At 56.4% G+C, this 20,340-nt stretch carries 10 protein-coding genes; 8 read left to right on the top strand and 2 right to left on the bottom strand.

The window, feature by feature from the left end:
• Positions 1 to 125: 125 nt before the first annotated feature.
• The gene (locus AC0V61_RS02090) at positions 126 to 3,395 is read right to left on the bottom strand and encodes a TonB-dependent receptor (RefSeq protein WP_486155611.1); all 3,270 of its coding nucleotides are present in this window, start codon (positions 3,393 to 3,395) and stop codon (positions 126 to 128) included.
• Between the two features lie 199 nt (positions 3,396 to 3,594).
• Between AC0V61_RS02090 and AC0V61_RS02085 the strand changes: the two genes are divergently transcribed.
• The 8 genes from AC0V61_RS02085 to AC0V61_RS02050 all read left to right on the top strand — a co-directional run bounded on the left by AC0V61_RS02085 (position 3,595) and on the right by AC0V61_RS02050 (position 18,383).
• A complete protein-coding gene (locus tag AC0V61_RS02085) occupies positions 3,595 to 5,121 on the top strand; it encodes a tryptophan halogenase family protein (protein ID WP_486155610.1) in 1,527 nt (508 codons plus the stop codon).
• A 111-nt stretch (positions 5,122 to 5,232) separates the two neighbouring features.
• Entirely contained in the window at positions 5,233 to 6,381 is a 1,149-nt protein-coding gene (locus AC0V61_RS02080; RefSeq protein WP_486155609.1) for a hypothetical protein, read from the top strand.
• A gap of 202 nt (positions 6,382 to 6,583) precedes the next feature.
• Complete coding sequence (locus tag AC0V61_RS02075; RefSeq protein WP_486155608.1) at positions 6,584 to 9,343, top strand: bifunctional aconitate hydratase 2/2-methylisocitrate dehydratase; 2,760 nt, start codon at positions 6,584 to 6,586, stop codon at positions 9,341 to 9,343.
• Positions 9,343 to 10,605, top strand: a complete 1,263-nt coding sequence (locus AC0V61_RS02070; RefSeq protein WP_486155607.1) for an adenosylhomocysteinase — start codon at positions 9,343 to 9,345, stop codon at positions 10,603 to 10,605. Before AC0V61_RS02075 ends, AC0V61_RS02070 begins: the two co-directional genes overlap by 1 nt.
• Positions 10,602 to 11,675, top strand: a complete 1,074-nt coding sequence (locus AC0V61_RS02065; protein WP_486155606.1) for an NAD(P)-dependent oxidoreductase — start codon at positions 10,602 to 10,604, stop codon at positions 11,673 to 11,675. The genes AC0V61_RS02070 and AC0V61_RS02065 overlap by 4 nt, the downstream gene beginning before the upstream one ends.
• 200 nt (positions 11,676 to 11,875) lie before the next feature.
• The gene (locus AC0V61_RS02060) at positions 11,876 to 13,126 is read left to right on the top strand and encodes a serine hydrolase domain-containing protein (RefSeq protein ID WP_486155605.1); all 1,251 of its coding nucleotides are present in this window, start codon (positions 11,876 to 11,878) and stop codon (positions 13,124 to 13,126) included.
• Positions 13,123 to 14,556, top strand: coding sequence for a metallophosphoesterase (locus AC0V61_RS02055; protein ID WP_486155604.1), 1,434 nt, complete (start codon positions 13,123 to 13,125; stop codon positions 14,554 to 14,556). Before AC0V61_RS02060 ends, AC0V61_RS02055 begins: the two co-directional genes overlap by 4 nt.
• Positions 14,553 to 18,383, top strand: a complete 3,831-nt coding sequence (locus tag AC0V61_RS02050) for a GMC family oxidoreductase N-terminal domain-containing protein (RefSeq protein ID WP_486155603.1) — start codon at positions 14,553 to 14,555, stop codon at positions 18,381 to 18,383. The genes AC0V61_RS02055 and AC0V61_RS02050 overlap by 4 nt, the downstream gene beginning before the upstream one ends.
• Here the strand turns inward: AC0V61_RS02050 and AC0V61_RS02045 are convergent.
• Positions 18,380 to 20,284: an autotransporter domain-containing protein gene (locus AC0V61_RS02045; protein WP_486155602.1), complete on the bottom strand. Its 1,905-nt coding sequence runs from the start codon at positions 20,282 to 20,284 to the stop codon at positions 18,380 to 18,382. The two genes, AC0V61_RS02050 and AC0V61_RS02045, sit on opposite strands and share 4 nt — an antisense overlap.
• Between the last annotated feature and the right edge of the window lie 56 nt (positions 20,285 to 20,340).

The raw sequence follows: 20,340 nt of genomic DNA, 5'->3' as shown, positions 1-20,340 counted from the left end.
GTCGATCTCCCATCCGTGAAAGAAAACATCTTACATCCCACATTGGAAAGGGGGCCTTGTTTCCTCAAACAAAGCCCCCTCGTCTCCTTCAGCTTGCTTGGTTCAAGCGTCGACTTTGATCCCTCTTAGAAGTCGAAGCGAGCAAGGAAGGTGAAGCGGCGATCATTCCGGAACGCGGACCGTGTGATCCGTGTGCCGTCAAAGTCGATGACCTGGCTGGTCTCAGTGACTTCGTCGAGCAGGTTCACACCCTGGACGCCCAGCTTGATGTTGTCAGTGAGCGCATAAAAGATCGATGCATCCAATTGCCCGGTCGATTCTTGATAAATCGGCGAGAATGGGAAGATGTCATCACGCGGTGTGATCAGGAAGTCTGAGCGCCAATTGTACGCGGCACGCGCCGCAAAGGGCCCTTTTTCATAGAACACTGTCGCGTTGATCGTATGCTTTGAAATCCCGGCAAGCGGCTGCAAAGCAGAGAACGGCCCTTGGTTCAGATCAAGGTTGGTGTTCTCGAAAGAGCCACCATCGACATAGGTGTAAGTCCCTGCAAACCCGAGCCCGTCAAGGAAACCTGGAAGGAAGTCATAGGTTTGCTGGTAACCCAATTCGACCCCTTTGAGGGTGCCGCCTGTGTTGTTTTCAGGACGGCGCACTTCGGTTTCAGCTGTTGCACCATCTGGCGCGGTGAAGGTGACGATTGGCAGGCCTGTATTCACAATCCCCGAGATGTCTTTCACAAATCCAGACACAGTGAGCGAGCCCACATCTGCAAAGTACCACTCAACCGAAAGGTCGTAGTTCCAGCTTTGGGTTGGACGAAGGCCTCTGTTACCTGTGCTCAAAGCAAAGAGCGGGCCGGTGTCAGCTGTTCCTTCTGCAATAAGGTTTGCGGTGTTATCAAAGATGCCGCCACCAGAGCGATAGAGGCTCGGATCAGGACGCGAAATGCCTTTTGAGACCGCGCCTCGGAACAGCAAACCATCACCCACATCGAGCTTGACGTTAAAGCTGGGGAGCCAGTTTTCAAACACGACATCGTCGCTGACGTCGATCGCAGCATTGCTAAACCCGTTTACGAACTCTGCCAAACGCGTGGCAGGGAAGGCTGCGTTACAAAAACCCGGTGCCGCCTGACCTGGGGGAATGAAGCCACACGAGGCTTGCAGCTCATCGACCGTGAGAACGCCGTCGCCATTGCCCGCCGGGCCATTGTCAATACCATCAACGCGTGGGAACCCAACAAGGCCTTCGGTCTCGTATGAGGTTTCAACATAACGAAGGCCAAAGTTACCTTCCAAGACCCAGCCACTGGCAAAATCGTGGCCAAAATCAACACGGCCATACAGCGCCTTGGTTGTCTCAACCTGGATGTTGATTTCGGCATCACAGAATGGATCACATCCGGCCCGGCCTTGAACACCAAAGAATGGGTTTGGTGTTTGCGATAGGGTGTTGATCTCGCCTGCCTGACGCGCGGATGTACCGGCCAAATATTCGCCTAGGAAATCATCACCGCCAAAGAAGAAGGCGCCTTGACCGCCCAAAGGTGCAGGAGCGTTGCCGCGCTGGAACCCTTCTGAAAAGACGTTGCGCAGCTGCGAGGCTTCTGGATATTCGTCGGTGAACACACCGCCTGCAATCGCAAACTCTTGGCCTGGAAGACCGGTAAAGTAACGGCCCGGTTGGAAGCCGCCGGTTGCTGCACAACCTGGACCTGCGTTCCATGGCGCACAACCAGCACGGCCTGCCCATACAGCAGAAAGGTTACCCCAGGTGCTAAAGTTGGTGTCACGCGTGATACGCTCACGGTCAGACCAACGGGCACCAAAACGCGCGCTCTTGAAGAAGCCATCGTCGCTGATGTCATATTCGACATCAAAGCGCGCTGTATCAAGGTCACCTTCATTGCGGGCAATGCTGTCGAGCAGGAACCAGTAATAGGAGTTCAGCCCGTTAGCGAAATAGTCTGTCTCTGCCCCCGGAGGCGCAAGGAACTGAACCTGCGGGGTGCTGCCGGTCAGGTCGAGGTCGATGTTGGACCAGCTGGACATAGTGCCAATGACAGCGTTGCTGTCGAGTTCTGAGGAGATCGTTTGCGCCTCAAAGTTGAACCGCAAACGGTCAGACACTTCCCAGTCAATGTCGATTGAGAAATCCTGCGTAGTGGCGTCGGTTTGACGTTGGAAACGAAGGAATTCTGTCGGAATACCGCCGCGCCCAAACGGGTTGGCATAGGCATCGCCAATGCGCTGGCTCAAAACGCCGCTTTGGAACACGCCATTGTCATCAAACTGCCATGTGCTGCCTGCGGCTTGAACAGGGAACAGAGCATCATCGTTGACCAGAGCAAGGATCGCCGCCTCGTCGGTTGAGAATGTCGTCTCTGAACGCAGCCATTCAAAGGTCACCAAAAAGTCCCGGTTGGGGCTTTCATACTGAACAACAGCGTTAAACGCCTCGCGGTCACGCTCAAGCTCGGTGGTGCGAACGCCTGCACCTTTGGGGACCACAACGCTTCCTGCTGGCGGGAAATTGCTTTCGTTAAGACCGGTTGCATCACCGATCCCTGCTGAGCCTACTGAATTGGTGCGGAAGCACGGCCCGTCCAGCGTATCGGCGCGAAAGCAAGGGTCAGTGATCTGCGATGCGTCAGTACGGCTGACGAGCTCGTTCTTGGTGTAGCCAAACTGGACGCCAAGCGAGCCTGCATTGTCGGTTTCAAATGTCTGAGAACCCAGAACAGAAAAGCCGCCTGACCATTCTTCTGCAAGATCACCAATATTGCCTTCGATCGATCCTGCGATGTGCGTACCCGGATTATCGAGCGGCTTGCGGGTCACGAGGTTGACTGTACCAGCAATCCCGCCCTCGACCATATCGGCGGTCACGTTTTTAAAGACTTCCACCCGGCCCAAAAGCTCTGGTGAGACGTCGTTAAAGCTCAGCACACGGCCACCGTTTGCGGAGAAAATGTCGCGACCGTTGAGTTCAGAGCGTACAAAAGGAAGGCCGCGAACGATAACCCCGGTGCCCTCGACCGAGAAGCGGTCCGGGTCGGAGGTTTTTTCAAACCGGCCGATGTTGACGCCCGGGATACGTTGCAATGTCTCTGCAACCGAACGGTCTGGGAGCGCGCCGATGTCTTCGGCGGTCACAGCGTCCACGAATGTGTCGGAATCGCGTTTGATATTCTGAGCGTTTTCAAGCGATGCACGGAAACCCGAGACGATGATTACATCGCCTTCCGGCTCTTCGGCCACGGCTTCTTCTTGGCCTTGCTCATTCGTTTCTTGTGCAGAAACAGGCCCTGCGGCTGCCATCGCGATTGCGAGACCCGAAGCTGTGCTGAGCGCAAAAGTGCGCCTCGAAGACGCGATTCGTTTCGTATTCATTTAGTGTATCCCCTCCCGAGGTTCCCCAAGTTCACTTGTTTGTGATTTCTCGATTGCCTTAGGCCTAACTGATCTTGTGAACGTTAACAAGACTTGCAATTTTCGCTTCATGTTGCATTGTGTCTTCTAAGACACAGCGGGCATGCGATTAATGCGTTAGAACAGATCCGCGTGATCGAATTGGGAAAGAGGAACGATCTTGAGCAAGTCTAAGCCAATTGAGAATATCGTGATTGTTGGCGGCGGTACCGCCGGGTGGATGGCAGCTGCTGCGCTGTCTCGGCTCAAGAGCGGGCGTACGCTCAACATCACTCTGGTGGAATCCGAGCAAATCGGCACCGTGGGTGTGGGAGAGGCCACCATCCCCCCGTTTGTTGGCTTTAACGACCTTATTGGCATCAAAGAGAGTGAGCTGCTCGCAAGCATCCAGGGCACGTTCAAGCTTGGCATTCAGTTTGAGAATTGGGGAAAGCGCGGCGATAGCTACATTCACCCCTTTGGTGCCTACGGTTATTCCATGGGCGGGATCTCGTTCCATCACATTTGGCACAAATTTGCAGGCGACGGGGATAACCGTCCTATTCAGGTCTTCAATGTCGAGACGATGGCTGCCTATTTCGGCAAGTTCATGCGATCAGAGGACTATCAAAAGCAGCGCGATGATCTGCCTCCTATCAATTACGCTTACCACCTTGATGCAGGCAAGTACGCCGCTTTCTTGCGCAAGCTTGCCGAAGGGCGAGGTGTGGTGCGCCAAGAGGGCAAAGTGGGCGATGTTGCGCTTGATGCGCAAAGTGGTTTTGTAACCAGCGTCAAGCTTGAGGATGGCCGGGAAATCGCAGGAGATATGTTCATCGATTGCTCCGGCTTTCGCGGGCTTTTGATCGAACAGACACTCAAAACCGGTTATGAGGATTGGAGCCATTGGCTCCCGTGCAACCGCGCGGTTGCATTGCCGTGTGGGCGCGATGATGGAAGCCCGCCTCCTCCATTTACCAAAGCCACCGCGCATTCGGCAGGATGGCAATGGCAGGTCCCGTTGCAGCATCGCAATGGTAATGGTCATGTCTATTGCAGCAGCTATATGGAAGATCAGGAAGCGCTTGATATTCTTCTTGGAAATATTGCTGGCAAGCCGCAGGCTGATCCCAATTTCCTGCGTTTCACCACCGGACGCCGCAAGAAATTCTGGAACAAGAATGTTGTGGCATTGGGGTTGGCAGCAGGCTTTATGGAGCCGCTTGAATCCACCTCAATCCATCTGGTCAACACCGGCATCGACAAGCTGATTTCGCTTATGTCGATGGAAGGGATTACGCAGGCGCAAGAGGACACATTCAACCGCCTGACCGGCAATGAATATGCCCGCATCAGAGATTTTCTGGTCCTCCATTACAACGCGACCACGCGCGATGATTCCGATTTCTGGAATTACGTGCGCACCATGGATGTGCCTGAGACGCTCACGCAGAAAGTGGAGCTGTTCAAAGCCAATGGCCAAATCTTCCGCGAAGAGGATGAGCTTTTCACAGAGACCAGCTGGGCCGCGGTCATGATGGGGCAGGGGGTCACCATGCAGGGGCACAACGCGATGGCGGATTCGCTAGATCAGTCCGAGACCCGCAAAGAGGTCGACGAGATGGAGCAGTCCATCCGCTTCCTGGTCCAGAATATGCCATCGCACAGCGATTATCTGGCTCATTACTGTCCAGCCAAAGCGGCTTAAGAAAACCAGCGCTAAGGACGGCTTGAGATCGTCTGGCATGATGTTGGTAACGTTATCAAAATCACGGAAAAATGCAGTGTGTCAAGCACTGCGAACTATGGGAGAGGGAAAGTGAAGTTTACAGTTGGTTTGCTCGCGGCATTCGGGTTGTCGTTTGCGGGCTTGGGGCTGGCTGCTTCGGCAAGCGCAAAGGATTCTGGGAAAGACGATGCAGCACTCGAGCAGCTCGACGCACAGCTTCCCGGCGATCTTGTAAATGATCCATCGCGCATCGATTGGCAAAGCTACGGCGCTGATCTTGCCGCTTCTGCGGTGGTTGATGACAGCATCCCTGGAGGAGGGGCAGCGCGCCGGTTCGAGATCAAGCGCGCGGCCGAGTTCATCTATACTGCCGGGACAAATGTGCCTTTTACCAAGCCGGTGGCGCGCGGTGAGGCTGTCACTGTCGGCTTTTATGCGCGGACTGTTTCGGCTGAAACGGATGACGGCAATGGCGTGCTGCGTGTGCGCTTTCAACGCAATGTCGAACCGTATCCGGGTTTTGGTGAAAAGACCCTGTCAATCGGCAAGGATTGGGCGTGGTATGAAGTCACCGCTCAGGCCGAACAGCGCCTTCGTTCCAGCGACGGCATTGTCGCAATTCAATTTGGCCGTACGCGGCAAATCCTCGAAATTGGTCAGGCCATCGTGGTGAGCGGAGTTGACACTATTGCTGAAGAAGGGCCGGTAACCGTCGCGGCGGCGACCTTTGCTGTGCCAGAGCTGGAGATGCCCGAGGGGCTCAAAGACGCAGGCACGCTTATCAACAACCCAAGCCAGACGTTCTGGAAGTTTGGCGGTTCGGTTGGCACCTATGAAAACCGTGACGAGCGCGAAATCTGGATGATGAAGGCGACCCGTTTTGACGTCGAAGACGGGACTTCGAACCTTACGGATCTGGCGGCCACCATCCCTATCAATCAGGCTATTGCCGAGGGCGATCAACTTATGGTCGCCATCGCCGCGCGCACGCTAAGCGCCAATACGCCCGACGGCAAAGCGGTCGCGGCCTCACGCATACAAGGTACAAGCCCCCCATTTGAGAGCTTTGCATCCAACCGTTTCCGGATAGGTCCCAAGTGGCAGCTGATCAGGATTGAAACGCGTGCGCCGCGTGCCTACGATCCAGGCGGGGCAGAGCTTGAGCTTTATTTCGGCGGAACCGAGCAGCAAGTCGATCTGGGCCCAGTCTATCTTTTCAGGGTCGATAGCAAAAAATAAACACCGCTTGCCTTTCCCTTAGGGCCGCTTGGTGTCCATGCGCCTTGGGTCTTTGCCTGAGCCTCATACTTGTGGCTAGTGCGCGCTGAAACCCCTTGCGCGGGGGCCAAGTCTTGAATACCCGGCGCAGCAGGACGAATGCGCACGCCTGACATCGCAATTTGCGACGACGCGCGCTCACACACAAAACCTGGGATCTGCCATGAGCCTTTACGCATCATACCTCGACGAGATTGAAACCCGCAAAATCCAAGGCCTCGCGCCAAAGCCAATCGATGATGGCGCGCTGGTCGCTGAGCTGATTGCGCAAATCAAAGATGAGGGCAACGAGCACCGGGCGGATTCGCTAGAGTTTTTGATCTACAACACGCTTCCGGGCACCACGAGCGCGGCGGGCGTTAAAGCGGCGTTTTTGAAAAAGATCATCCTTGGCTCAGCGAGCGTTGCCGAGATTACGCCTGAATTCGCATTCGAGCTGCTTTCTCACATGAAGGGTGGCCCCTCGATTGAGGTTCTGCTCGATCTTGCGCTTGGCGATGACGCAGCGAATGCGACCAAGGCAGCAGCGGTCCTGAAAACGCAAGTTTTCCTCTACGAGGCGGACACTGATCGTCTCGCCGCAGCTCACAATAGCGGAAACGCCGTCGCGACCGATATCCTCGAAAGTTACGCCAAGGCAGAGTTCTTCACCAAGCTGCCTGAGATGGACGATGAGATTAAAGTCGTCACCTATATCGCTGGCGAAGGCGATATTTCGACTGATCTTCTGTCTCCCGGCAATCAGGCACACTCGCGCTCTGACCGCGAGCTGCACGGCAAATGCCTGATCACACCGGAAGCGCAGGCAGAAATCACAGCGCTTAAGGAAAAGCACCCCGATGCGCGTGTTATGCTGATCGCGGAAAAAGGCACAATGGGTGTTGGCTCCAGCCGCATGTCCGGCGTCAACAACGTCGCGCTTTGGGCGGGTAAGCAGGCGAGCCCCTATGTACCGTTCGTCAACATCGCTCCGGTTGTGGCGGGCACCAATGGCATTTCGCCAATCTTCCTCACTACCGTTGGCGTAACCGGCGGCATTGGTCTCGACCTTAAGAATTGGGTCAAGAAGACCGACGAAAACGGCGAGGTTGTGAAAGATGGATACGGCGATCCAATCCTTGAGCAGGCCTATTCGGTGGAAACCGGCAAGGTGCTGACCATCAACACAAAGACCAAGAAACTCTACGAGGGCGACGAAGAGCTCGCAGATATCTCGAGCGCTTTCACCGCGCAAAAGATGGAGTTTATGAAGGCGGGCGGCTCTTACGCTGTTGTCTTCGGCAAGAAGATTCAGTCATTTGCGCAAATCACCTTGGGCCTGCCACTCAAATCTTCCTATGCGCCCAATCGTGAGATTAGCCATGAGGGCCAAGGTCTCACCGCAGTTGAGAAAATCTTCAACCGCAATGCTGTGGGCGTAGCGGACGGCCAAACGCTTCACGCTGGCTCTGATGTGCGCGTAGGCGTCAACATCGTGGGTTCGCAGGACACCACCGGCCTGATGACCAGCCAAGAATTGGAAGCGATGGCCGCGACCGTGATCTCGCCAACCGTGGACGGCGCGTATCAGTCCGGCTGTCACACGGCATCGGTGTGGGACAAAAAGGCGCAGACCAACATCCCCAAACTCATGAATTTCATGAATAAGTTTGGCCTTATTACGGCGCGCGATCCAGAGGGTGAATACCCGGCGATGACCGATGTGATCCACAAGGTGCTGAATGACCTCACCATTGACGACCGTGCGGTTATCGTGGGCGGGGATAGCCACACGCGCATGTCCAAAGGCGTCGCGTTTGGTGCAGATTCTGGCACTGTGGCTCTGGCGCTGGCAACGGGCGAGGCAACCATGCCGATCCCTGAAAGCGTCAAAGTGACCTTCAAAGGGACACTCAAAGACCACATGGATTTCCGTGATGTGGTCCACGCGACGCAGGCTCAAATGCTCAAGCAGTTTGGCGATAACGTCTTCCAAGGCCGCGTGATCGAAGTGCACATCGGCACGCTCCTGTCCGATCAGGCGTTCACCTTCACCGACTGGACCGCAGAGATGAAAGCGAAGGCTTCGATCTGTATATCCGAAGACGAGACGCTGATTAAATCGCTCGAAATTGCCAAGTCGCGCATTCAGATCATGATCGACAAAGGCATGGACAATGCCAAAGGCGTGCTGGCTGGTCTGATTGCGAAGGCTGACGCTCGCATTGCCGAAATCCGCTCTGGCGAAGTGCCTGCTCTGCGTCCTGATGCTGATGCGAAGTATGCCGCCGAAGTGGTGGTTGACCTCGACATTATTGCAGAACCCATGATCGCTGACCCGGATGTCAACAATAACGATATTTCAAAGCGTTACACCCATGACACCATTCGCCCGATCTCATATTATGGTGGCGAGAAGAAGGTCGATCTGGGCTTTATCGGATCATGCATGGTGCACAAGGGCGATATGAAAATCCTGTCCGAAATGCTCCAAAACCTTGAGAAGCAAAACGGCAAGGTTGAGTTCAAAGCGCCTCTCGTGGTCGCGCCCCCGACTTACAACATCGTTGATGAGCTGAAGGCGGAAGGCGATTGGGAGCTTCTGGCGAAATACGCAGGCTTCCAGTTCGACGACACGAACCCCAAAAACGCCGCGCGCACCGATTATGAAAACATGCTCTATCTTGAGCGTCCCGGCTGTAACTTGTGCATGGGCAACCAAGAGAAAGCGGCCAAGGGTGACACGGTGATGGCAACATCGACACGCCTGTTCCAAGGCCGCGTGGTGGAAGATGCTTCCGATAAGAAGGGTGAAAGCCTTCTGTCATCGACGCCGGTTGTTGTGCTTTCAACGATCCTTGGCCGCACGCCAACGATTGAGGAATACACCGCCGCCGTTGAAGGCATCAACCTCACCAAATACGCACCTCCTGTCGCTGCCTAGTGGCAAATCCGGGCGACAACGGACCGGATCACCAAGCCATCGTCGACGATGGCAACGCGCGCATTGACTGGGTGGAGCAGCACTCCCCCGTCATGCGCGGGATGGTCCGGGATCGGCTTAGCGACGGTTCTCTCAAGGGCAAGCGCATTGCCGTTGTCGTCCACCTAGAGGCGAAGACCGCCTACCTAGCGTTGTTGCTCGCCGAGGCGGGCGCCGAGGTGATCGCGGCGGGAAGCAATCCTTCGACGACACATGGTTCAGTAGTGGCAGCTTTGCGTGATCGTGGCATTCGTGTCGTTTCCGATGCAGGCGGCGATCACGAAAGCTGGGAGAAGGAACTTCTCGCCGCCGCCGACCTTGAGCCTGAATACATCATCGATGACGGCGCGGAGCTCACCATGCGCATCGCGCTGCACCGACCAGATCTCTACAAACGCCTGAAAGGTGTCTCAGAAGAAACCACAACCGGCACCGCGCGCCTGCATGCTTTGCACGAGGCGGGTAAGCTTCCATTCCCCGCGCTCACCGCCAATGATGCGAGGTGCAAGCATCTGTTCGACAACCGTTATGGCACTGGGCAGACCACGATGCAGGCGCTGTTGGCGCTCACGGGCCGCAAAGTCGCAGGCGCGAGGGTGGTCGTGGTGGGATATGGCTATGTCGGGCGCGGAATTGCGGAATATGCGCATGCAATGAATGCGCAGGTAAGCGTCATCGAAATGGACCCGGTCCGGGCGCTTGAGGCACACATGGACGGCATGCGAGTGGGCACCGCCGAAGCTGTGCTCCCCGATGCGCAGTTTGTTGTGACGGCGACTGGCGGAATGCGCGCGCTTGGCGAACCTGAATTTGCACACCTTCGGCGCGATGTCGTGCTCGCCAACGCAGGGCACCACGACCTGGAAATTGATGTCGATTGGCTAGCCGCAAACGCGGATCATGAGGTTCTCTCAGGCCATGAGATACACACCTTCAAACTGAGCGAGCGTGACATCCATGTCTTCTCACGCGGCGCTCTTGTGAACATAGCTGGTGGGAGCGGGCACCCGGTTGAGATCATGGACCTGACCTTTGCGGTTCAAGGGCTCGGAGCGCATCATTTGATCAATACCCCGATGCAGCCCGGCGTTCATATCCTGCCTAAGTCAGTCGACGATTCTATCGCTGCTGCAAAACTATCGTCGCTCGGCATTGGCCTAGTCGAGGCTCGAGAAGAGCAAGCGGACGACGTGGCCGGTTGGGTGCAAAGGATCAAATTGTGAGCGCCGCGACCGGTCTTGAACGCATCGCATGGGCGCGCAGATCAATGCCTGTAAGCAAGGCGGCGCTGAACGTTCTGGAACAGACGACACCCTGCCATATAGGGCTCGCTCTTCCGATTGACGCGGCGCATGCCAGCCTAGCGCTTTGGCTTATCGAGGCCGGGTTTGCCGTCAGCATTTTTGATGAAAACTCCAAGGGCCATAACGCAGATTTGTTAGCCGCAGCCCGGCAAGCAGGCGCGGTGATTTGCACCGATCGCGCCGCTTTCTCTGGCCGCGATATTGACCTCCTGCTTGACTATGATGGAGATTGCCTCGGGCTCGATTTTGCACGGCTTAAGGGCAGCATCATTGTTGCCGAAAAGGTGCATAAAACCGCTCAGACTTTACCAGTGCCCGTGATCCATCTGGGCGCTAGCCAACTGATAAGGGCTTGCGTATTCGAAAACGGCATCGGGCAGGCTTGCGTTTCCGGCTTCCTCGACATTACCAATCTTCAGATCGCCGGGCGCTGCGCGGTGGTTCTGGGCTATAACGCGATTGGCCGGGGCATCGCCAAGATGGCGAAGGCCTATGGCGCGCGGGTTATCGTGGTCGAAGACAACCGCGTGAAGGCTGTCCAAGCAATTCTCGACGGACACCAAGCAGGTTCTCTCGAACAGGCCTTGCCCGAAGCCGAGGTGTTGTTTGCCGCCTCAAGCCAATTGGCGCGGCCTAGCCCTGATGAGCTTGAGCTTTTGCCAGAAGGCTCGTTCATCTGCTGTGCCGAGGCTTCGAACGCGAAGCAACCAATCGCCGAATTCTGGGGGCAGTCCCAAGGAACGAAGATCCGCGATCACGTGACCAGCTACGCGCTGCCTTCTGGCAAGAGAGTAAAAGTCATCTGCGAGGGGCGGCCTCTCCATATTGAGACAGGAGGCGGGCTGCCGCTTGAATATGCAGATGTTTTAGTCGCTGCACACTTGAACTCTATTGCACGGCTTTGCGATCCAGACTGCACCTATAAGAACGGCTTACATCCACTTACTGCCGGTATTGAGAACGCAATAGCCAAGGCAATGCTGGACTAAGAACAGTTGACTGAGTTCTAGTGAATATTGCTTGTGTGCGAAGTTTATTGTTCGAAAAATGCTCTCAGCTTCTCTTTCCAAGTAAAATATAAGGGTGCGTACCTAACCTGCTGTTAACCAATCTTTCCTAACCCTGTTCACGAAGCACTTGGGTGGTGGCCCGTCTGGCTTAATCTCCAGTGTGCGAACGGGGTTTTACAATGCAGTTTAACAGAAGATCGCCGTCACTCGAATGCGTGTCGCAAGCCCAAGTGTGCGACGGCGCAAATGGTTTTGTGGCAAAAGGTTTTGAGCCGGTCGCTCATGCTTTTGCAGTAAGTGTTCTCTCAGGCGAGGCACTGGGCGCGGCTTGCACGATTATCCATAATGATGAGGTCTTGGTGGACCTATATGGAGGTTGGAGAGACAAGGCCGCCACGCAAGGCTGGGCTGAGGATGATATCACCCTTGTCTATTCGCTGACCAAGGGCCTCACGGGCATGGCAGGGGCCGTCGCAGTATCGCGCGGCCTTTTTTCCTATGATGAGAAAGTCGCCGACATTTGGCCTGAGTTCGCAGCTCATGGCAAAGGCGATGTGACCGTTGGCGAGGCGTTGTCAGAGCAAGCTGGGCTTGCCGCAATCGACTACAAGCTGACGGTAGAAAACATAGGCGATGAAGAAGCGATTTGCGCAGCCATCGCGGCGCAAAAGCCCAATTGGAAGCCGGGCGATCAATCGGGCAACCACGCTTATACGCTGGGCTGGATCGCAAGTGAACTGATCCACCGCCGCGATCCCAATGGCCGCCGTTTGCCGCAATTCTTCGCTGAAGAGATTGCAGGCCCGCTTGGGCTCGATGTGTTTGTTGGGCTCCCTGCAAATTTCGACCGCTCACGCATTGCGCGGATCAAGGGGTTTGGCCTCCAAGACCTGTTTATCCATCACACAACAATGCCATGGGCGCTGACAATTGAGATGTGCTTGCCGGGGACTTTGGCCTTCCGCACTTTGAACAATCCGCTTGTTCTCAAGGGACCGGGTGCTCTCGACAACGAGAATTTCTGGAAAGTGGGGCAGGGGGCTGCTGGTGGCATGGCGTCTGCGCGCGGGTTAGCACATGCTTACAATGCCTTTGCGCGCGGCGGCGAAAAGCTGGGTGTGACGCCGCAAGTGATGGCGACCCTCATGAAAGGGCACGCTTACCCCAATAAAGGGCTCAAGGACCAAGTCCTTTCCGCTGACATGTATTATTCCTACGGTTTCGAAAAGCCGTTTAGCTTGTGGGAGTTCGCGCGCACCAGAAGCGCTTTTGGAAGCTTTGCCGTCGGCGGAAGCCTCGCCTTTTGCGACCCCGAAGATGGCGTTTCCTACGCCTGGATCACCAACCAACTTGGCACCGGCAAGTGGGATGACCCACGCGAGAAAATGGTGCGCGATGCCTTTTACACCTGCTTGGAGAACTGCTCATGAGTATCGCTCACGTAGTCCTATCCGATATTCACCTCGGCGCGCGCGACAGCATAATGACGCATTTGGGCAATTACGAAGAGATCGTGGACGGCCCGTCCGAAGTGATGAGCGCCTTTGCCCAAGGTATGCGCGCGACTTTGGATGGGACCAAGCCGCAGCTTGTTCTCTTAGGTGATGCGCTTGATCTCGGCTTGTCACCTTTTGGCGATGTGTCGAAGAGCTTTTTGCAGCTGCTTGATGCGTTTTACCTCGCGGATGGTGAGGACATTTTCGCGCGCGAAATCATCTATATCGCTGGCAATCACGACCACCATTTGTGGCGTATCGCGCAGGATCAAGGGTTCTTGGACGCTGTTGAGGCTGGCGATATTCCCGGAGACCTTGCCTGCACAAGCCGCATCTTTGGCACGCCCTCGCGCCGTTGCCGTTTGATGGAGAGCCTGCTGCGTCACCGTCCGCATCTATCAGATGCCAGCGTGCGCATTGCTTATCCGAATTGGGGTATTGCCGACAAAGAGCTGAACCGCGCTGTGGTGATGCACCACGGGCATTACCTCGATGGAATGTACCGCGCTTTGTCCAACATGCGCGGGTTTTTGGAGGGCACAGAGTCTCGTCCTGCGACCATGCAACAATTGGAGCAAGAGAATGGCCCTTGGATTGACTTCCTGTGGTCAGACCTCGGCAGCGCTGGCGAAGTCGGCAATGAGGTGGGCTCGCTGTATGAAACCATGCTGAGCGCTGGTGCCAGCCACGATTTTGCTGAAAGCCTTGGCCGCCGGATCACGGGCGGATTGAACTCCAAACTGGGCATCAATCCCAAGATGGAGCTGAAATACGGCATCACCCTCGACAATCTGATTAAGGCAGGGGTGGACTTGACCGCAGGGCGCGCAGCAGAGCGTCAGCGCGATGGGCACGGGGCTGTGCTTGGGGCGGACGAGGTTGATGATCTCGGCTGGTATCTCGGCGGCCCTGTGGCGCTTGAGATAGAGGAGGAGCTGGGCTTCAAACCCCGCGAAGTAAACTTCATCTTCGGCCACACGCATAAGCCGTTCCAAGACGAGCTGATGGTCGACGGGTTCGACTTGCCTGTGGGTGTGTTCAACACCGGCGGCTGGGTGCTTGATGAGCCGACACTGATGCCGGTGCAAGGTTGCGCGGCGATGCTCGTGTCTGACGAGTTGGAAGTCGCCTCCTTGCGCCTCTTTAACGACCCGACCGATGGCACTATGGCGCCAGTCCGGGTCGAAGGAAGCGGGCGCAAAGCCAAGCTGGTGGATGAGACAATTACCGCAGTTGAGGCAGCGAGCGCCGAGTGGGCCGAGTTCTCACAAATCGTCCACCAGCGCATCATCGAGGAGGCCGACAAGCGCGTCGCGAAGCTCCTCGAACAGTCAGAAGAATCTCTGCGGGAGGCAGCAGAATGAGCATTCAGCAGACCCCATTTGGGCAAAAACGCATCGCCAAATCGCTAGATCATGCGAAATCTCACTACACCGTTCTAGTCGTTGGCTCAGGCTATGGCGCAGGTGTTGCCGCATCGCGTTTGGCGCGTGCTGGAAAGGACGTTTGCGTCCTTGAGCGCGGCAAAGAGATGTTGCCGGGTGAGTATCCTAACAAGATCGCCGATGCGCAAGACGCCATGCAATTCAACGTCAAGGGTGGCCGCATTGGCGCGCCCGACGCGATGTTCGAAGTGCATGTGAATGACGACCAATATGCGCTGGTGGGCTGTGGTCTAGGCGGGACTTCGCTGATCAACGCAAACGTCTCCTTGGAACTCGACAAGCGTCTGCTTGACCAGGCTCATTGGCCCCAAGCGTTCCGCGACGATCCGCATATGGTCGACGCATATTACGAGCGTGCGCGAGAGATGCTCAGCCCCGATGTTTACCCCGATACTCATCCAACATTGGGCAAGCTGGAGGCGCTGGAGCACTCAGCCAAGGCGATGGGTGAGCGTTTCTACAAGACACCAATCAACGTCAATTTCGAGGATAAAACCAACAAGTTTGGCGTGCCTCAACCTGCCTGCAACAATTGCGGCGATTGTACGTCTGGCTGCAATGTGGGCGCGAAAAACACCACGCTTATGAACTACTTGCCCGATGCGGCGAACCATGATGCGGAGATATTTACGCAGGCCAAAGTGAGCCATGTAGAGCGCGTTGGCGACAAATGGCACGTCCATGTCGCGCACAATGATGGCGGCGAGGATCGCGCTCCAGTTGTCATCACTGCAGACCATGTGGTTCTGGGTGCGGGCACTTTGGGTTCGACCGAAATCCTGCTGCGTTCGCGTGAGAAGGGCCTTGCGCTCTCTGGCCGCCTGGGCTCGAGTTTCTCTGGCAATGGTGATGCGTTGGGCTTTGCTTACGACAGCTATTTCAAGTCCGAAAAGGTCGACGACGAGGTACACGCAAAACCCTTCTACGCCATTGGTGTAGGCGCGAATGACGTCGCGAAAGAGGCCTATCCCGGCCCTTGCATAACCGGCGTGATCGACATGCGGGGCACTGAGGATGTGACCAAGGGCCTCGTCATCGAAGAGGGCGTTGCCCCCGGCATTCTCGCCGCTGGTCTCGGCCCAGCATTCTTCTTTGGAGAGGCACTGGCAGACGGCTTCACCCGCTTTGGTTTCGACCAAGTCAAACCGCGCCTGATGGACGCCAAGGCCATGGGCGAGGCGGTGCAAACTGACCCTGCGTCCATCGCTGACCTTGCCTATAAAGGCCCCATGGCGCGCACGCTCACTTACCTAGTGATGAGCGTTGATGATTCTGGTGGTCAGCTCAAACTCGAAGACGATCGGCTTAAAATCGAGTGGAAGCACGCTGGCGAACAGCGCACCTTCCGCCGCGATGACGACAAAATGCGTGAGGCCGCAGAGGCGATCCAAGCGCAATACTTCTCCGATCCCTTGTGGTCAGAGCCGATGGGCAAAAAGCTCATCACCGTGCACCCAATTGGCGGCTGCGCGATGGGCGATGATGCTGAAACCGGCGTTGTCGATGACACTTGCCGTGTGTTTGCAGGCACTTCGGGCACTGAGACCCACGAAGGTCTGTATGTCTGTGATGGCTCGGTCATTCCGGGCGCGGTGGGTGTGAACCCGCTTCTCACCATCACCGCCGTGTCTGAGCGAGCCATTGAGAAACTCGCTCAACGTGAAGGTTGGGTGATCGACTACTCATTCCAAGCCGAAGGTCCGCTTCCAGAGCTTGTTCTGGATGATGAGATTGCTGAGGAAACGCAGGAGGTTCCGCATAAGGATCACCTCAAACTCGGCATCGCCAAATGGGTGGCAGGCCATGCCATTGGTCCTGTCGCCGACAGTGTGATCAATGTGGCCGAGCACTTCAAATCGGGAGCAATCGAAGAGGGCAAGACGGCTATTCGCAAGCTGGTGAAAGAACATCCCGAAGCGATGAGCCCGGGCATGGACTTCACCGAGACGATGGCGGGCTATATCTCGGCCACGGCAAGCCATCACCGCCCTTGTGGTCATGCAGAACGCATCCGCGATGACTATGAGAACGGTGCGGCATGGGGGCAGTCTGAAAAGAGCCTGTGTTCCTTCAAACTGACCGTTGCGACTGACAATCTCCACCGGATGATTGAGGATAAGCACCATAGGTCTCGCATCACCGGCGACGTGTTGATTACAGATATTTCACCCGAACCGCTGAAGGTTCGTGAGGGTGAGTTCCAGCTGCTGGTCACCAATCCGGACAAGGCCGAAAGTTGGACCATGAATTACACCATGGTGCTCGACGGACCTGATGGACCGATCCATTTCCATGGTCACAAGACGCTGGAACAGCGAGGCAAATCTGACCCGTGGACAGACCTCACGACGCTCTTCGTGACCGTGCGCGATGGCGATGAAGACGGCGAGCTTATCGGGCGCGGTGTTCTCAAGCTTGGCATTGATGAATTCATGCGCCAGCTCACCACAATTACCGTCCACGACAGTGACACTCTTGTGGGCCATGTGGTCAACCTGATCCCCAAAGCGAAGAAAGCCATCGAGGCCTATTTCATGGCGAAATACGCAGGCTTCTTCGCGATGAATGTGTTCCGCGCTTACGGCGGGATGCTGGCGACGCTCAATGATTTCCCGACCAAGGATGCGGAAAACCTCGTGCTGCGCGAGCTCCATTTGCCCAAGGCTGAAAGCTACACGGTGCCGACCGAAGATGGCGTGAACGTGGGGCTCACCCGCTATCGTGGAGGCTCACGCGGGCCGATCATGCTGGCCCCCGGTTTCTCGGTCAAAGCCTCCAGCTTTGCGACGCCGACGGTTGAGAAAAACCTCACAGAGAGCCTTGTCGAAGAAGGCTACGATGTCTGGCTGTTCGATTACCGGGCAAGTGCGGACTCCGGCAATGACACCGTCAAACCGCCAGAGTTCAATATCGACGACATTGCACGCTACGACTGGCCCGCAGCCATCGGCAAAGTGCGATCAGTGACAGGCGCAGACAGCGTTCAAGTGCTTGCTCATTGCGTGGGTTCGATGAGCCTTCTGATGGGGATTGGCGCTGGCTGGGTAAGCGATGTGCGCTCTCTCATCAGCTCGCAATTGACGCTTCATCCGGTGACCGATTGGCTCAATTACATGAAGTCAGACCTTGGCATAGCCGGGGCCTTGGGCGAGGTTTCCTTGCTCGACGGGCATATGGATTTCGTCAGCCAAGGGACCGATGCTGACAATCAGATTGATGCGGTGATGTATCAGGTGCCAATGCCAGATGGGCAGGAGTGCAAAAGCCCAACGGTGCGCCGTGTGTTCGGCGTGTTCGGGCCAAGCTGGGACATCCGGCAGCTGGGGCATGACACCTATTTGGCACTGGGTTCTATGTTCAGCCGCGTGTCGCTTTCACCATTCGAGCATTTGCAGGATATTATGCGCGCAGGCCTTGCCGTGAACAAAGATGGCGATGCTGTTTACACCAGCGAAGATGCGGCGCGGCGTCTGGCTTTGCCGATCACCTTCCTGTCAGGGGCGACCAACCAAATCTTCTATCCCGAAAGCGGGCAGCGGACGCGGGTTTGGCTCTCGCAACATAATGGCAAAGACCTCTATTCGCAGCGCATCATTCCCGATTACGGTCATATGGACCTGTTTATCGGGCGCAATGCGAGCACAGAGGTGACGCCGATCCTGCTGGAAGAGCTTGAAAAGCTCGACCAAAAGACCGGGAGCGTGGTGGACAATATGGCGCAGAACAAAGGCCGCCGCTCGGCCTAAAATGAGACAGTCACATTGGCATTCCCGCCAATGTGACTGAACTCGCTGTCGGCAAAGGTCGCTGTGCCGTTCACGCCAACTCGCAACTTGCCAAAGGTCTTGGACAGCCCACCCTCGACGCGGCCGTAATTGCGGTCGCCTGCACGCGCGGTGGCGGTGCGGGTGAAGTCCGGGATGGTGACAAGCGCGGAAGCTATCTCCTGCGATCCACCATCAAGGCGAACATGGTAGAAACCGGAGAGATGGGCGTCGATCCCGGCAAGCTCTACTTGCGCCCTTGCGCCCAATTCCGCGAAGGTTTTGTCGAGAGTGAGATCGGAGACCACTTGCGAAAGGCCCGTTGCGCCGCTTTCTGTAAAGCCATCCACATCGCTTTCCGAATAGCCCACGCGTAACGTTGGGCGGATTGTGATCACAGGGGTTGGGGCGATGGAGCGCGAGGCTTCGAACACCACAGCCATGCTGTCACTTTCGGTCTCTCCGACCGACGTTTGCCCCGCCACATTGGTGACGCGCGCAAGGTTCTCAATATCGTCAGAGCCGTAGCTGATGGCGGCTGATAGGTCGACGAAAGGCGTCTCGACGGTGGCAAAGCCGCTGATGTGCAGGGAGCGTTTGTCGAACCCTCCGCCAACGAAATCGAAATCCACATCAGTGTCGGAGTAGCCCAGAGCCACACCCACGGTGAAGCTGTCGAGCAGGGTGTAGCCAAGCGCAATCTGTGCGCCTGGACCATCCGCCTCATAGCCAACTGCATAGGTATCGCGGGTGCGGCGCATGCGGTTGTAGCCCACGCGTCCTGCGACCCACAGACCATCGCCCTCAAGCCTCAAAAGCGAGCGGGCTTGCTCTTCAGTGGCAAAGCGGCTGACTTCGGTGAGCGCTGGCAAAGTGCGCGGGGCGTTGATTGTGTCGGCGAGGAAGGCCGCCGAAATCTCATGGCCCCGCGCAGTTGGGAAGAACGCGTCCCAGAACAGGAACTGGTCCTGCACAGAGCGGTCTGCGTTCACGCATGTTGGCACGAGCGAGCACGGGTTTGTGACGTCGCTAAAGCCATACTTTCCAGGGTTCGCAGAGATGTCGTTGGTGAGGGTGAATGTATCCGCGAGAAGCAGTGTCCCATCGCCGGTGTTGAGGCCTGAAAGCGAGGTTACAAGCCCTTGGTTGGTGGTGGTCGAAAACAGCGTTGCAAGCTGCACTCCCGACAATCCACCAGCGCGTGCAGCGGGGGTCTGACCAATGTTGGGCAAGTTCGAAACCAGCACCGTCCCAGCGCCTGCGTCGAGCAATTTCTGGGCCGACGCTGCAGTGTTCACCGCGTTGACCTGCGCTCCAGAAATCGCAAGCTGAGCGGCTTGATCAGGGGGCGCCATGGTGAGAGCTGCGGTGTTCAAAGCCAGTGCTGCATCGTTGCCGGACGCATAGAGAAGCATCACATCGCCCTCGCTAAGGTCGCCCACGCGCGCCAGATAATTGTCGACCTGTGTCGCAATATCTGTGTCGTTCAAAGACGTAAGACCGCGCCCGATGGGGCCGGGAATAGAGCTGCCATTGCCAAGCAAAATGCCGCCTGCAAGGCTAACCGGGAGCTTGTCTGAAAACGCATTGCCGACAGCTTCATTACTTATGTCAGTCAGGTTGAAATCGAGGAGCTCAGGCAGGATTTCCGCAGCCGTGCGCCCGTTGGAAAAACGGTTGCCAAATCCGGGGGGCGAGGGCGGGAAGTTGGGATCATCATTGGTCCCATTTGCCTCATTGCCAGCCTCAATAATCTCAGGAATGTTCCCCGGATCAGCGATATTGTCGCCGAAAGAGCCATAGCTTTGTGCCATCGCGCCCTGCGGTATACACGCGGTGAGAGAGGCCAGCGAAACGCTGACGAGCGTCGATATACGGATCATATTTCCCCCTAAAGATCATTGCACCGATCTAATCTGCGGCGCTTCTAGCGGGCATC

This window comes from Erythrobacter sp. JB1-4, assembly GCF_057365025.1.
This window is presented reverse-complemented; position numbering and strand designations above follow the sequence as displayed.

Excerpts from the sequence above, each read along its gene's own strand:
- AC0V61_RS02045 (WP_486155602.1), bottom strand. The coding sequence starts at position 20,284 with ATGATCCGTATATCGACGCTCGTCAGCGTTTCGCTGGCCTCTCTCACC.
- AC0V61_RS02060 (WP_486155605.1), top strand. The coding sequence starts at position 11,876 with ATGCAGTTTAACAGAAGATCGCCGTCACTCGAATGCGTGTCGCAAGCC.
- AC0V61_RS02075 (WP_486155608.1), top strand. The coding sequence starts at position 6,584 with ATGAGCCTTTACGCATCATACCTCGACGAGATTGAAACCCGCAAAATC.
- AC0V61_RS02055 (WP_486155604.1), top strand. The coding sequence starts at position 13,123 with ATGAGTATCGCTCACGTAGTCCTATCCGATATTCACCTCGGCGCGCGC.
- AC0V61_RS02050 (WP_486155603.1), top strand. The coding sequence starts at position 14,553 with ATGAGCATTCAGCAGACCCCATTTGGGCAAAAACGCATCGCCAAATCG.
- AC0V61_RS02090 (WP_486155611.1), bottom strand. The coding sequence starts at position 3,395 with ATGAATACGAAACGAATCGCGTCTTCGAGGCGCACTTTTGCGCTCAGC.